This window comes from Streptomyces sp. NBC_01261 (assembly GCF_036226385.1).
Taxonomy (GTDB): domain Bacteria; phylum Actinomycetota; class Actinomycetes; order Streptomycetales; family Streptomycetaceae; genus Streptomyces.
Window position 1 is genome coordinate 3942644 of sequence record NZ_CP108463.1, and the last position, 15501, is coordinate 3958144.

The following is a 15501-nucleotide window of genomic DNA, read 5'->3' on the forward strand; positions in this document are numbered from 1 at the left end:
TTCGATCGCGCGGCGGGCAGGGCGGTCGAAACCCGAGTAGCCGGTCCCCGCGTAGCCGAAACCCGCGTAGCCGAAACCCGAGTAGCCGGTCCCCGCGTTCCCGGTCCCCGGGGCGGTCGCGCGGCCGTGTCGGGTGACCAGGTGGCCGGACGGCGAGGGCGTTCCGCTGCCCGAGCGCGGCGGGCGGTGTCGGGCCGAGCACCGGCAGGACCGGTCCGGCCTCGGCGCGGGCGTCGACCATGCGTCGATGGACGGCGATGCCGAGGTCCGCGGGTCGGGAAGCGGCGGCGGATCGCACCCTGGGCCGACGCCCACCTCAGCCGCGCAGCCACGCACCGGCGTCTCCTCGCCTGACGTGCCGAAACACGCGACGGCCGCGACGGCCGCGTCCAGCGGAGCTCTTCCCCACACCGAGCACCCACTCTCCCGGCCAGGTCCGCACGCCCCACCCCTCATCGCCGCCATTCACCGCACCCCGCACCCCTGTGCAGCCGCGCGCCACACCCCTCCGCCCCTCTCACCTCGCCTCCCCTCACCCCCACCCCTCCCCGCTTGCTAACCGGAACCCCGTTCCGTATCGTTACCGGAACAACGTTCCGCTTACCCATTGTGAAGGACGCAGCCATGCGATACCGCACCCTCGGCCGCACCGGCGTACAGGTCAGCGCCCTCGCGCTCGGCGCCATGAACTTCGGCAGGATCGGGCGGACCACGCAGGAGGAGGTCACCGCGATCGTGGACGCCGCTCTCGCGGGCGGGGTCAATCTCATCGACACCGCGGACGCGTACAGCGGCGGCGAGTCGGAAGAACTGCTCGGCAAGGCGATCGCCGGTCGGCGCGACGACATCGTGCTGGCCACGAAGGCGAGCCTGCCGATGGACGAGGAGCGCAACCATCAGGGCGCCTCGCGCCGTTGGCTGGTCGCCGAGCTGGACAACAGCCTGCGCAGGCTCGGCGTCGACCATGTGGACCTGTACCAGATCCACCGCTGGGACCCCCGCACCAGCGACGAGGAGACCCTCTCCGCGCTGACCGACCTCCAACGCGCCGGAAAGATCCGCTACTTCGGCTCCTCGACCTTCCCCGCGTACCGCATCGTCCAGGCGCAGTGGGCCGCCCGCGAGAACCACCTGGGCCGTTACGTCACCGAGCAGCCCGGCTACTCGATCCTCCAGCGCGGGATCGAGACCCACGTACTGCCGGTGACCGAGGAGTACGGCCTCGGCGTCCTGGCCTGGAGCCCGCTCGCCTCGGGCTGGCTGTCCGGCGCGATCCGCGAGGGCCGGTCCATCACCACCAGCCGCTCCACGTTCATGCCGCAGCGCTACGACACCACCGTCCCCGCCAACCGGGCCAAGCTCGACGCCGTCGAGCGGCTGGCCAAGGTCGCCGACGAGGCCGGGCTCACGATGATCCAGCTCGCGCTCGGCTTCGTGACCGCGCACCCCGCCGTCACCAGCGCGCTGATCGGCCCCCGGACCCTGGACCACCTGCACAGCCAGCTCGCCGCCGCCGACACCGTGCTCGCCGCCGACGTACTCGACGCGATCGACACGATCGTCGCCCCCGGCACCGACCTCGCCGCCCACGAGAAGAACGACACCCCGCCCGCGCTGCTGGACCCGGCCCTGCGCCGCCGCTGAGACCCACCGGACGACAACCGGACGACAAAGAGAACGGAAGCACAGCCATGTCCGACCCGAACCCCGCGATCGTGTCCGTGAAGCCGGTCGTCCTGCCCGCCCCGGGCCGCGGCGAGGACCTCCAGGTCCGCGTCTCCGCGCCCGTGACCGGCGACGATCTGCCCGTCGTCGTCCTCTCGCACGGCTTCGGCTGGTCGATGGACGGCTACGCCCCGCTGGCGGACCACTGGGCCGCGCACGGCTTCGTGGTCGTCCAGCCCACCCACCTCGACTCCAGGACGCTCGGCATCCCGCACGAGGACCCCCGCTTCCCCGAGATCTGGCGTATCCGCATCGAGGACCTCAAGCGCGTACTGGACGAACTCGACGTCCTGGAAGCCTCCGTGCCGGGCCTCGCGGGACGCCTCGACCACGACCGCATCGCCGTGGCCGGCCACTCCTGGGGAGCCCAGACAGCGAGCACGCTGCTGGGCGCCCGCGTCCTCGACCCCGACGGCGTACCCGGCGAGGACCTGTCCGATCCCCGCGTGAAGGCGGGCGTACTGCTCGCCCTGACCGGCCTGGGCGACGACCTGACCCCGTTCGCCGCCGAGCAACTCCCGTTCATGAGGCCGTCGTTCACCACGATGACCCCACCGGCGCTGATCGTCGCCGGAGACCACGACCAGTCCCGGCTCTCCACCCGCGGCCCGGACTGGTTCACCGACCCGTACACCTACAGCCCCGGCGACAAGACCCTGCTCACCCTCTACGGCGCGGAGCACTCGCTGGGCGGCATCCCCGGCTACGAGGTCGCCGAGACGACGGACGAAAGCCCCGCCCGCGTCGCTCTGCTCCAGCACCTCACCACAGCGTTCCTGCACGGCGCCCTCCGCTCCGACGACACCGGCTGGAAGGCGGCAGCCGCCGCACTGGACCAAGACCCCGCCCCCCTGGGGAAGTTGCGGAGCAAGTAACGGGTCCCAGGAGAACCGCACCTCCCCGCGTGCCGGCCCCATGGCCTGCGGGCCCCGATATTCGATGGGCAACCGCGCTCACGCTCGGTAATCTTCGTTGCCTCCAACCACCCCCGGATCGCTCACGGCTGCGCGCCCGGCAGCCCGAGCAAGGAGGCACATGATCGACGCGTACGAGGATCCCGGGACACCCGACTGCCGGGGCGGCTGGCGGTTTCTGTGGTGGCTGGTGCGGCAGCAGCCCGTGCGGGCGGTGTCCGGGGCGCTGCTGTCGAGTGTGTGGATGGTGCTGATGGCGGCGGCGCCGTATCTGATGTCCCGAGCCGTCGACGACGGGCTGGTGCCGGGGGACATGGGCGCGCTGGCCTGGTGGACCGGGGCGCTGTTCGTGGTCGGGGCGGTCAACTCGTGGCTGAGCATCATGCGGCACCGCACGATGACCCGGGTCCGGATCGACGCCAACTTCCGTACGGTCAAGCTGATCGTCGGCCAGACGGTCCGGCTCGGCGCCGTGCTGTCCCGCCGGGCGCAGGCCGGTGAGGTGATCACCACCGGCGTCGGCGACGTGTGGACGATCGCCCAGTCCCTCACCGTCGTCGGCCCCGGCTTCGGCGCCCTCGTCGTCTACGGCGTGGTCGCGGGCGTGCTGTTGTCGATCTCGGCGCCGCTGGCCGCCGTGGTCCTGCTGGGTGTGCCGGTGATCGCGTTGCTCGCGGGGCCGTTGACGTTGCGGTTGCAGAGCGTGGAGACGGAGTACCGGGAGCGGCAGAGCGTGCTGACCGCGCGCATCGGCGACCTCGCGGGCGGCCTGCGCGTCCTCAACGGCCTTGGCGGCAAAGGGCTGTTCGCGGACGCGTTCCGCAATGACTCGCAGCGGCTGCGGGCGCAGGGCTACCGGGTGGGCGCGGTGGCCAGCTGGGTGCAGGCGATCGGGGTCGGGCTGCCGACGCTGTTCCTCGCCGTCGTGACCTGGCTCGCGGCCCGGCTGGCGGCCCAAGGGCAGCTCAGTATCGGCGAGTTGGTCGCGGTGTACGGCTATGTCGCGGTGCTGATCGGCCCGGTGGCGTTCTTCGTGCAGATGGTCTACGAGTTGAGCCGGGGCGTGGTGTCCGCGCGGCGGGTCGTAGCGCTGCTGCGGCTCGAACCCGTTCCGGACAACGGGGAGTTGGACGCGCCCGCCGAGCCCGCCGTCCTGCACGATCCCGACTCGGGGGTGCGGGTGCTGCCGGGGCGGCTGACCGCGCTGGTCGGGACGCGGCCCGCCGACGCGCTGGCCGTGGTGGACCGGCTCGGACGGTACGCACCGTCCGTGGCCACCTGGGGCGGGGTGCGGCTCGACGCGATTCCGCTGGACCAGGTGCGGGCCCGGATCCTGGTCGCCGACAACGAGGCCGACCTGTTCGCCGGACCGCTGACGGAGGTCGTGTCCGGGCGCCACGAGCGGTCGGCGGAGGCGGTGGCGAAGGCCGTGCACGCCTCGGCCGCCGCCGACATCGTGCAGGGGCTGCCGGAGGGCCTGGACTCGGCGGTGGCCGCGCAGGGGCGCAGCCTCTCCGGGGGACAGCGCCAACGGGTGCGCCTGGTACGGGCGTTGCTCGCCGCGCCGGAGGTGCTGCTCGCGGTGGAGCCGACCTCGGCCCTCGACGCACACACGGAGGCGGCGGTCGCGCTACGGCTGCACGCGGAGCGCACGGGGCGTACGACGGTGGTGACCACGACGTCCCCGCTGGTCCTCGACCACGCGGACACCGTGCACTACCTGGTCGACGGCAAGGTCGCGGCCAGCGGCGGCCATCGCCGGCTGCTGGCGGAGGAACCCGGCTACCGCGCGCTGGTGGCCCGGGACGCGGAAGACGCGGAAGAGGAAGAGGTCGTACGGTGACGCGGTCCTCGTCGGCGAAGGGGACACCGTCCTCACTGGCCAAGGGTCAACTGCCCGTCGCGGGGCGGGCGGAGGTACGGCGGGCCGCGCTGCGGCTCGTACGGGCGGACCGGCGGGCGTTCGCCGTCGTGCTGGTGGTGAACGCGCTGGCCGCCGGGGCCGGGCTCGCCGGGCCGTGGCTGCTCGGGCGGATCGTGGACGACGTGCGGGCCGGGGCCGGGGTGGGGGTCGTGGACCGGCTGGCGCTCGTCATCGTGGCGTGTGCGCTGGCCCAGTTGCTGCTGGCGCGGTGGGCACGGTACGTCGGGCACCGGTTCGGTGAGCGCACGCTGGCGCGGGTGCGGGAGGACTTCGTGGAACGGGCGCTGGCGCTGCCCGCGTCGGTGGTGGAGCGGGCCGGGACGGGTGACCTGACCGCGCGCGGTACGGCGGACGTGGCGATCGTGGGGACGACCCTGCGCGATGTCGGGCCGGAGCTGCTGGTCTGCTCGGTGCAGGCGCTGTTCGTGATGGGCGCGGTGTTCGTCCTCGACCCGCTGCTCGGGCTGTTCGGGGTGCTGGGGCTGACGCCGGTCTGGTTCGCGCTGCGCTGGTATCTGCGCCGGGCCCGGGACGGCTATCTCGCGGAGGGCGCGGCCAATTCGGAGGTCGCCGAGATCCTCACGGCGACCGTGGCCGGGGCCCGCACGGTGGAGGCGTTCCGGCTCCAGGAGCGGCGCGTCACCGCGAGCCGCGACACGCTGCGGACGGCTCTGCGGAGCCGCCTGTACACGCTGTTCCTGCGGACGGTGTTCTTCCCGGCGGTCGAGGTGTCGTACACGATCCCGGTGGCGGGCGTGCTGTTCGTCGGCGGCTGGCTGCACGGGCGCGGGGAGGTGGGCCTGGGCGCGGTGGTGGCGGCGGCGCTGTATCTGCGGCAGTTCACCGAGCCGCTGGACCAGATCCTGATGCGGATCGAGCAACTCCAGAGCAGCGGCGCCTCGTTCGCCCGCGTGGAGGGACTGGCCGGGGCGCCCCGCACGGAGGGCGACGACGACGCCCCGGCACCGGCGGACGACCGCATCGACGTGACGGGCGTGCGGTACGCCTACGAGCGCGGCGGCGAGGTGCTGCACGGCGTCGACCTGACCGTACGGCCGGGTGAACGGCTCGCGGTGGTCGGCCCGTCGGGCGCCGGGAAGACCACGCTGAGCCGGCTGCTGGCGGGTGTGGACGCGCCGACCGAGGGCACGGTGACGGTCGGCGGGGTGCCGGTCCACGGCCTCTCACCGGAGACGCTGCGCCGCCAGGTCGTGCTGGTCACCCAGGAGCACCACGTCTTCCTGGGCTCGGTGCGCGACAACCTCCTGATCGCCGAACCGTCCGCCACGGACGAGGAGTTGTGGGCGGCGCTGAACGCGGTGGGCGCCGAGGAGTGGGTCCGGGACCTGCCGGACGGGCTCAACACCCGTCTGGGCCCGCACGGTTCGGTCACGGACGGCTCACAGGCCCAGCAACTCGCCCTGGCACGCGTGGTGTTGGCCGACCCGCACACGCTGATCCTGGACGAGGCGACGGCCCTGCTGGATCCGGCCACCGCCCGTCACACCGAGCGCGCCCTGGCCGCCGTACTGGAGGGCCGCACCGTCATCGCCATCGCCCACCGGCTGCACACCGCCCACGACGCGGACCGGGTCGCGGTGATGGAGAACGGCCTGCTGACCGAACTCGGCCCGCACGAGGAACTGGTGGCGGCGGAGGGGGCGTACGCGGCGCTGTGGCACTCGTGGCACGGGGAGCCGCCGACGGCCACATGACCGGGAGGGGTCCGTATAGCGAACATGAATATCCGGACAACGAACGAATTCCGGCCAACATCCTGACGCGCTCCTGACAGAAAGCGCGGACTGGTGCCACTCTTCCCACTGGCGCTTCACAGCAACCCCACAGTTTCACCCCTGTGATCCCTGTGATCTCCCCTGGTCGCGCGATCCGCGACCGTCTCGAAGGAGTCAGTGTTGAGAAGCAATTCCTCGCGCAGACGCACCTCCCACATAGTCGCCGTAGCCGGCGTCACCGCTCTGCTCGCCGCAGCCGTCCAGGCCGGCGCGACCTCCTCCGCCGCTCCGGCCAAACCCCTTGCCAGCAAGGGGAATCCGGCGCACATGGCTCTCTCGCTCTCCCCCTCGCAGCGCGCCGAGCTGCTCCGCGACGCCTCGACGGCGCGGACCTCGACGGCCAAGGACATCGGCCTCGGCGCCAAGGAGGCGCTCATCGTCCGTGACGTCGTCAAGGACGCCGACGGCACGGTCCACACCCGCTACGAGCGCACCTACGGCGGACTCCCGGTCCTCGGCGGCGACCTGGTCGTCGACACCGCCAAGTCCGGTGCCACCGAGCGCGTCATCAAGGCGACCAACGCCACCCTCAACGTCGCCGACCTCACCCCGAGCGTCACGACCGGCGCCGCCGAGAAGCAGGCGGTCTCCCGCGCCAAGGCCCTCGGCTCCACCAAGTCGGCCGCGGACTCGGCCCGCAAGGTGATCTGGGCGGCGAGCGGCAAGCCCGTCCTCGCCTACGAGACGGTCGTCGGCGGCTTCCAGGACGACGGCACCCCCAACCAGCTGCACGTCATCACCGACGCGGCCACCGGCAAGAAGCTCTACGAGTACCAGGGCATCGAGAACGCCACCGGCACCGGCAACACCCAGTACAGCGGCTCGGTCCCGCTGACCACCACCCAGTCGGGCTCGAACTACACCCTGACCGACGGCGACCGCGGCGGCCACAAGACGTACAACCTGAACCACGGGACGTCCGGCACCGGCACGCTGTTCTCCCAGACCAGCAACACCTGGGGCAACAGCACCACGTCGAACGCGGCGACGGCCGGCGCCGACGCGCACTACGGCGCGGCGGAGACCTGGGACTTCTACAAGAACACGTTCGGCCGCACCGGCATCAAGAACAACGGTGTCGGCGCCTACTCCCGTGTCCACTACGGGAATTCGTACGTCAACGCGTTCTGGGACGACAGCTGCTTCTGCATGACCTACGGCGACGGCTCCGGCAACGCGGACCCGCTGACGGCCCTCGACGTGGCGGGGCACGAGATGAGCCACGGCGTCACCTCCAACACCGCCGGGCTCAACTACTCCGGTGAATCGGGCGGGTTGAACGAGGCGACCTCCGACATCTTCGGCACCGGCGTCGAGTTCTACGCCAACAACTCGACCGACGTGGGCGACTACCTCATCGGCGAGAAGATCGACATCAACGGCGACGGCACGCCGCTGCGCTACATGGACAAGCCGAGCAAGGACGGCGGCTCCGCGGACAGTTGGTACTCGGGGGTCGGCAACCTCGACGTCCACTACTCGTCGGGCATCGCCAACCACTTCTTCTACCTGCTGAGCGAGGGCAGCGGCGCCAAGGTCATCAACGGCGTCAGCTACAACTCGCCCACCTCGGACGGGCTTCCGGTCACCGGCATCGGCCGGGACAAGGCGCTGCAGATCTGGTACCGCGCGCTCACCACGAAGTTCACGTCCACCACCAACTACGCGGCGGCCCGCACCGGGACGCTGGCCGCGGCCGGTGAGCTGTACGGCACGACGGGCGCCGAGTACAAGGCGGTGCAGGACGCGTGGGCGGCCGTCGCGGTCGGTGCGCGCTCCGGTGGCGGTGGCGGTACCGGTACGTCGTTCGAGAACACGGCCGACGTGTCGATTCCGGACAACGGGGCGGCGGTTACCTCCTCGGTCACCGTGTCCGGGCGGACGGGCAACGCGCCCACGAACCTCTCGGTCACGGTCGACATCGTGCACACCTGGCGCGGTGACCTGGTGATCGACCTGGTCGCTCCGGACGGGTCGACGTACCGCCTGAAGAACTCCAGCTCGTCCGACTCGGCGGACAACGTGCAGGCGACCTACACGGTCAACGCGTCCTCCGAAGTCGCCAACGGCGTCTGGAAGTTGAAGGTCCAGGACGTGGCAGCACAGGACACCGGATACATCAACAGCTGGAAGCTTACGTTCCCGTAAAAACCAGCCGTCCACTTCCGGCCGCACGAACTGGGCGCCGCCTCGGGGTTTCAACTCCGGGGCGGCGCTCTGTTGTGGACGTTTACATTGCCGCAACGTTTCCCGGACAGTCGATTTTCAGCCAACATCACTTGGGGGTCCTGACATGTACGCGCCCCTGATGCCACTCTTCCCTCACGCCGCTTCAGCACAGCCAATTCACAACCCGCTCCGGTCAGTAACCCCACGCTGCCGGACTCCCCCACAGAGGAGCTTGCGTGACCCCCCTCTACGCGCGTCACAAGCGCACCACCCTGGCCATCGCCACCGCGGTCGCCGCTGGAGCCCTGCTCGCCACCGGTGTCTCCACCGGTGCCTCCGCCCAGCCCGCCGCGGGCAAGGCGGCCCCCCTCGCCGCCGCCCCGCAGCTGCTCTCCAACTCCGCGCGCACCGCGCTGGTCCAGGAGAAGCAGGCCGCCGCGCCCGAGACCGCCCAGCAGATAGGCCTCGGCACCAAGGAGAAGCTGGTCGTCAAGGACGTCGTCAAGGACGTCGACGGCACGCTCCACACCCGCTACGAGCGCACCTACGCGGGCCTCCCGGTCCTCGGTGGCGACCTGGTCGTGCACACCGCTCCGTCGGGGAAGACCGAGGGTGTCACCAAGGCGCACGCGGCGGCCATCAAGGTCGCCACCGTCACGCCGAAGATCTCCACCGCCAAGGCCGAGAAGCAGGCGCTGACCATCGCCAAGGCCGCCGGCTCCGACAAGACCGCCGCCGACGGTGCCCGCAAGGTCATCTGGGCCGGCTCCGGCACCCCCGTCCTCGCCTACGAGACGATCGTCGGCGGCTTCCAGGACGACGGCACCCCCAACCAGCTGCACGTCATCACCGACGCGGCCACCGGCAAGAAGCTCTTCGAGTACCAGGGCATCGAGAACGCCACCGGCACCGGCAAGACGCTGTACTCGGGCACCGTCAGCCTCACCACCACGCTGTCGGGCACGACGTACTCGCTGACCGACGCCTCGCGCGGCAGCCACAAGACGTACAACCTGAAGCACGGGACGTCCGGCACCGGCACCCTCTTCACCAACACCACCAACACGTGGGGCACCGGCGCCGCGTCCAGCTCCACCACGGACGTGACCGCCGCCGCGGACGCCGCCTACGGCGCCCAGGAGACGTGGGACTTCTACAAGGACACGTTCGGCCGCAGCGGCATCAAGAACAACGGTGTCGGCGCCTACTCCCGTGTCCACTACGGCAGTTCGTACGTGAACGCGTTCTGGGACGACAGCTGCTTCTGCATGACGTACGGCGACGGGTCGAGCAACACCCACCCGCTCACCTCGCTCGACGTGGCCGGCCACGAGATGAGCCACGGCGTCACCTCCAACACCGCGGGCCTGAACTACTCGGGCGAGTCCGGCGGCCTGAACGAGGCGACCTCGGACATCTTCGGCACCGGCGTGGAGTTCTACGCCAACAACTCGTCCGACGTGGGTGACTACCTCATCGGCGAGAAGATCAACATCAACGGCGACGGCACCCCGCTGCGCTACATGGACCAGCCCAGCAAGGACGGCGGCTCCGCCAACTACTGGTCCTCCTCGGTCGGCAACCTCGACGTGCACTACTCGTCGGGCGTCGCCAACCACTTCTTCTACCTGCTGTCCGAGGGCAGCGGCGCGAAGACCATCAACGGCGTGAGCTACAACTCGCCCACGTCCAACGGCTCCACGGTCACCGGCATCGGCCGCGCCAAGGCGCTGCAGATCTGGTACAAGGCCCTGACGACGTACTTCACGTCCACCACCAAGTACGCGGGCGCTCGCACCGGCACGCTCTCGGCGGCGGCGGCGCTGTACGGCTCCGGTTCCACCGAGTACAACGCGGTGGCCGCGGCCTGGTCGGCCGTCAACGTCAGCTGACGGCAGCCGAGTTGACAGCCAAGTGACTAGGGCGGTACCCGGAGCGAAGGCAATTCCGGGTACCGCCCTACTCTTGGGTTCCATGTCCTTCACGTACGACGACGTCGGCGCGACCCGCGAACGCGGCTTCTGCCCCCCGGGCTTCCACCCCCTGTATGTGCGCACCCGGATCGGCGAGGGCGAGAAGGTCTTCCGCCGGGCCGCCGAAGCGGTCCTGACCTGGGAACTCCACCGCGAGATGGGCGTGGGCATCGAGGCGACCGCGGAAAAAGCGGCCCCCGGCGTGGACGTGACGATCACCCTCGCCGGCCTCATCAAGGCCCCCTGCCGCATCGTCTGGACGGTGGAGGAACACCGCCGGGCCGGCTGGGCCTACGGCACCCTCCCCGGCCACCCCGAAACCGGCGAGGAATCCTTCGTCGTCGACCGCACAGGTGACGGTACGGTCTGGCTGACCGTCTCCGCCTTCAGCCGGGGCGCCAAGTGGTACACCCGCCTGGCCGGCCCGGCAGCGAGGGGCTTGCAACACGCGTACGCGCGAAAGCTCGGCAGCACGCTGCGCCAGATGTGCGCACCGTATGCGGAGGTGTAGAGGGGGCCACCCGCGCCCCCAGAGGCGCGGGGCCGTGACATTTGCGGCTCCGCCACGTGGACGCGACCAGCTACGACAAACCCGCAGCCGGCGGCTCGGGGCCGCAGCCCACGTAACCGAAGTCCGGCGCTCGCGACAGCACCCTCAAGGGGCGCGGGGCCGTGACATTTGCGGCTCCGCCGCATGGGCGCGACCAGCCCCCACCGGCCCCGCAGCCAAAGCACCGGACTTCCCAACGGAGTGCTACCGCATCAAAACCCCGGCCCCCTCCACCCCGTCCTCGGAGGGCACCGCCACCAACCCCAACTCCGCACCGGACGCCAGCAGTCGATGCGCGGGCAGAATCCGGACCGTGTACCCATAGGGCCCGGTGCGATCAAGGGCGAGCGGCCCCTCGTACAACCAGTGCCCCTCCGCATCCGGCCCCCCCGCCGGCTTCAAGGGAACCGTAGTCGCATCCCCGATCCGGTCCTCCGGATCCACCCGCCCCGAAACCGCCTGCACTTCCACGTCGTCCGGAGCAAGCCCCGCCAGCCCCACCCGCACCCGGAGATTCAGCGTCGTACCGAGCTCCGCCGTGGCCGTGGCCGCGGAAGTCTCCACGTGATCGACGGTCACCCCATGCCAAGCGGAGCGCACCCGCCCCTTCCAGGCGGCCAGTTCACGAGCCGCGTCCGGGGTCATCGCACGATGGGCATGGGCCGCGGGGCCGTACAGCCGCTCCACGTACTCACGGACCATGCGCCCCGCCAGGACCTTCGGGCCCAGCAACGTCAACGTCTGGCGGACCATCTCGATCCAGCGGTCCGGCAGACCGTCCTGACCTCGCTCGTAGAAACGTGGGGTGACCCGCTGTTCGAGAAGGTCGTAGAGGGCCGCGGCCTCCACGTCGTCCCGGTGGTCGGGGTCCGTGCCCGTGCCGTCCGCCGTGGGGATCGCCCAGCCGAAGTCGGGCTGGAACCACTCGTCCCACCAGCCGTCCAGCACCGAGAGGTTGAGGCAACCGTTCAGGGCCGCCTTCATACCGCTCGTGCCGCACGCCTCCAGCGGGCGGAGCGGGTTGTTGAGCCAGATGTCGCAGCCGGGGTACAGCTTCTGCGCCATCGCCATGCCGTAGTCGGGCAGGAACACGATCCGGTGCCGGACGCGCGGATCGTCCGCGAACTTCACCAGCTCCTGCACCAGCCGCTTGCCCCCGTCGTCCGCCGGGTGCGCCTTGCCCGCCACCACGATCTGGATCGGGTGGTCCGGATGCAGGAGGAGGTCCATCAGCCGGTCCCGGTCGCGCAGCATCAGCGTCAGGCGTTTGTACGACGGGACGCGGCGCGCGAATCCGATGGTGAGGACGTCGGGGTCGAGGACGCCGTCGATCCACCCCAACTCGGCCGATCCGGCGCCGCGTTGACGCCAGGACGCGCGGAGCCGTTCCCGTACCTCCACCACCAACTGCTCGCGCAGATCGCGGCGCAGCTCCCAGATGTCCTGGTCCGGGATCTCCGCGACCGCGTCCCAGCGGTCCGAACCGCCCACCGTCAGCGCGTCCTCGGTCCGCTGGGCGCCGATCTGCCGCGCGCCGAGCCGGAACACCTCGGGGGCGACCCAGGTCGGCGCGTGCACCCCGTTGGTCACGGAGGTGATCGGCACCTCCTCCGCATCGAACCCCGGCCAGAGACCGGAGAACATCTCGCGGCTCACCTGACCGTGCAACAGGGAGACGCCATTGGCCCGTTGCCCCAGCCGCAGGCCCATCACGGCCATGTTGAAGAGGTTGGGTTCGCCGCCCGGGTAGGTCTCCATGCCGAGGCTCAGGATGTGCTGGACGTCCAGGCGCGGGAGTTCGGCCTCGGAACCGAAGTGCCGGGCCACCAACTCCCGGTCGAAACGGTCGATTCCGGCCGGTACGGGCGTGTGGGTGGTGAAGACCGTGCCGGCCCGCACCGCCTCCAGGCCCGCGTCGAAGTCCAGCCCCGCGTCGCAGAGTTCGGCGATCCGCTCCAGGCCGAGGAAGCCCGCGTGTCCCTCGTTCGTGTGGAACACCTCGGGCTCGGGGTGACCGGTGAGGCGGCAGTACGTCCGTACCGCCCGCACACCCCCTATGCCGAGCAACATCTCCTGGAGGAGCCGGTGTTCGCTTCCGCCGCCGTAGAGGACGTCGGTCACGCCGCGCTCGCCGACGTCGTTCTCCTCGACGTCCGAGTCCAGCATCAGCAGCGGCACCCGGCCGACCTGCGCGAGCCAGATCCGGGCGCGCAGCGAACGCCCGCCGGGCAGCGCCAGGACGACCTGGGCCGGGGTGCCGTCGTCCTCCCGAACCAGTGCCACCGGGAGTTCGTTGGGGTCGAGAACCGGATACGTCTCCTGCTGCCAGCCGTCCCGGGACAGCGACTGGCGGAAGTAGCCGTGCCGGTAGAGGAGTCCGACGCCGATCAGCGGTACGCCGAGGTCGCTGGCCGACTTGAGATGGTCGCCGGCGAGGATGCCGAGGCCCCCGGAGTACTGCGGCAGGGCGGCCGTCACGCCGAACTCGGGTGAGAAGTAGGCGACGGCGGCGGGCAGTTCACCGGACTGGGCCTGATACCAGCGGTCACCGCCCACATAGTCGGCGAGGTCGCCCGCGACCTCGGTGAGCCGGCGCAGGAAACGGCCGTCCTCGGCCAGCTCCGCGAGCCGCTCGGCGGAGACGCTGCCGAGGAGTCGTACGGGATCGCGTTCCGAGACGGCCCAGCGCTCGGGATCGACGGACTGGAAGAGATCACGGGTGTCGGCGTGCCAGGACCAGCGCAGATTGCGCGCCAGATCGCTGAGAGGTCGGAGGGGTTCGGGGAGAACGGGACGGACGGTGAATCGACGGATCGCCTTCACAGCTCCACCTCGGCGCTTCGCTGGATGACACACGGCTATGTGTGTCGTCGTGTGTGATGACGGTACCGGCGATGGTGTCGCCCTCGCTGGGGGCTTCGCCCCCAGACCCCCAACGGGCTGGTTACGACCACCCTGCACTCATACGGGCCCCTCATGCGCCCTTGTGGTGCTTCGCGCCTCACGAGAGGCTGCCCAGTGGAGAGTTGAAGGAGGGGAACTCGACATGGCACGGACGCGCACGCGGCGTCTGCGTCGGGCGGGGGGTCTGACCGCGGTCATCACGGCCGCGGTCGTTTCGGCCATCACCCCGACCGCGCACGCCGCACCGGAGGGGACCGTACTCGGCGCCGGTGAACCCGGTTCCGTCAGCGGCAGTTACCTGGTGACGTTGAAAGGGGGGACGCGGGCTCCGTCGGCGGCGGGCAAGGGCCTTGCCGAGAAGTACGGGGCGAAAATAAGCCACACCTACGGCACGGCCATCAACGGCTACGCCATCAAGGCGAACGAGAGACAGGCGGGACTCCTCGCGGCGGACGCGCGGGTCGCCTCGGTCGCCCAGGACACCCGCGTCACCCTGGACAGCAGCCGTGGCGCCGCCAACCGTGTCCAGCGCAATCCGCCGTCCTGGGGCCTGGACCGGCTCGACCAGCCGAGCCTGCCGCTGAGCAAGAGCTACACCTCGCCGGTGTCCGGGGGCAGCGGGGTGACGGTGTACGTGATCGACACCGGCATCCGCATCACCCACAAGGACTTCGGCGGCCGGGCGAGCTACGGCTGGGACTTCGTCGACAACGACGCCACCGCCCAGGACGGCAACGGCCACGGCACCCATGTCGCCGGCACGATCGCCGGCACCACGTACGGGGTGGCCAAGAAGGCCAAGGTCGTCGCCGTACGGGTCCTCGACAACGCGGGAGCCGGTACGACCTCGCAGGTCATCGCCGGTATCGACTGGGTCACCCGGCACGCGCGCAAGCCCGCGGTCGCCAACCTCAGCCTCGGCGGCATCCACAGCGCCCAGCTGGACGCGGCCGTACGCAACTCGATCGCCTCCGGTGTCACGTACACGGTCGCGGCGGGCAACGACGGACAGCCTGCCGGCCAGTACTCCCCCGCGGACGTGAAGGAGGCCGTCACGGTCGGCGCCACCGACCGGACCGACGCCCGGGCGGCCTTCTCGAACTTCGGCCCGGCCGTCGACCTGTTCGCCCCGGGCGTCTCGATCACCTCCGCGTCGTACGCGAGCGACACGGGGAAGGCGACCTTCTCCGGTACGTCGATGGCATCACCCCACGCGGCCGGCGCGGCGGCCGTCTATCTCGCCGGTCACCCGCGTGCCACCCCGGCACAGGTCTCCGCCGCACTCGTCGCGGGGACGGTTTCCGGGAAGGTGTCCGGCGTGGGGCTCGGTTCGCCGGACAAACTTCTGCAAGTACCGCGGTCGTAGTGCGGGAGTGACGGCTCCGGCCCCGTTCGCCCTGGACGGGGCCGGATCTTTCTGTGGAGATCTGCGCGTAAGTAGTTAGCAACCTGCCGGATTGCTAACCCGAATAGGGTGGGAAGGCTCCACCGGTACGCCCCCCAGACGCACCACGGGATCTCCTTCGCAGGACCCACCTCCCCACAT

9 protein-coding genes are annotated in these 15501 nt (G+C 70.7%); 8 read left to right on the forward strand and 1 reads right to left on the reverse strand.

The window, feature by feature from the left end:
* The first annotated feature begins 624 nt into the window (after positions 1–624).
* From OG226_RS16915 to OG226_RS16945, 7 genes are all read left to right on the forward strand, one after another.
* Positions 625–1644, forward strand: coding sequence for an aldo/keto reductase (locus OG226_RS16915; protein ID WP_328678946.1), 1020 nt, complete (start codon positions 625–627; stop codon positions 1642–1644).
* A 47-nt stretch (positions 1645–1691) separates the two neighbouring features.
* Entirely contained in the window at positions 1692–2600 is a 909-nt protein-coding gene (locus tag OG226_RS16920) for an alpha/beta hydrolase family protein (protein ID WP_328678947.1), read from the forward strand.
* A 160-nt stretch (positions 2601–2760) separates the two neighbouring features.
* Entirely contained in the window at positions 2761–4482 is a 1722-nt protein-coding gene (locus OG226_RS16925) for an ABC transporter ATP-binding protein (RefSeq protein WP_328678948.1), read from the forward strand.
* A 35-nt stretch (positions 4483–4517) separates the two neighbouring features.
* The gene (locus OG226_RS16930; RefSeq protein WP_329353411.1) at positions 4518–6278 is read left to right on the forward strand and encodes an ABC transporter ATP-binding protein; all 1761 of its coding nucleotides are present in this window, start codon (positions 4518–4520) and stop codon (positions 6276–6278) included.
* A gap of 201 nt (positions 6279–6479) precedes the next feature.
* Positions 6480–8507: a M4 family metallopeptidase gene (locus OG226_RS16935; RefSeq protein ID WP_329349357.1), complete on the forward strand. Its 2028-nt coding sequence runs from the start codon at positions 6480–6482 to the stop codon at positions 8505–8507.
* A gap of 257 nt (positions 8508–8764) precedes the next feature.
* The gene (locus OG226_RS16940; protein ID WP_328678950.1) at positions 8765–10420 is read left to right on the forward strand and encodes a M4 family metallopeptidase; all 1656 of its coding nucleotides are present in this window, start codon (positions 8765–8767) and stop codon (positions 10418–10420) included.
* An 82-nt stretch (positions 10421–10502) separates the two neighbouring features.
* On the forward strand, positions 10503–11012 hold the full coding sequence (locus OG226_RS16945) for a DUF1990 family protein (protein WP_328678951.1): 510 nt from the start codon (positions 10503–10505) through the stop codon (positions 11010–11012).
* 243 nt (positions 11013–11255) lie between these two features.
* Here the strand turns inward: OG226_RS16945 and OG226_RS16950 are convergent, their stop codons facing one another.
* Positions 11256–13874, reverse strand: a complete 2619-nt coding sequence (locus OG226_RS16950) for a glycosyltransferase family 1 protein (RefSeq protein WP_329349358.1) — start codon at positions 13872–13874, stop codon at positions 11256–11258.
* 223 nt (positions 13875–14097) lie between these two features.
* Between OG226_RS16950 and OG226_RS16955 the strand changes: the two genes are divergently transcribed.
* Positions 14098–15321 (forward strand): S8 family peptidase, encoded by a 1224-nt coding sequence (locus OG226_RS16955; RefSeq protein WP_328678953.1) that lies wholly within the window; start codon positions 14098–14100, stop codon positions 15319–15321.
* The last annotated feature ends 180 nt before the right edge of the window (positions 15322–15501 follow it).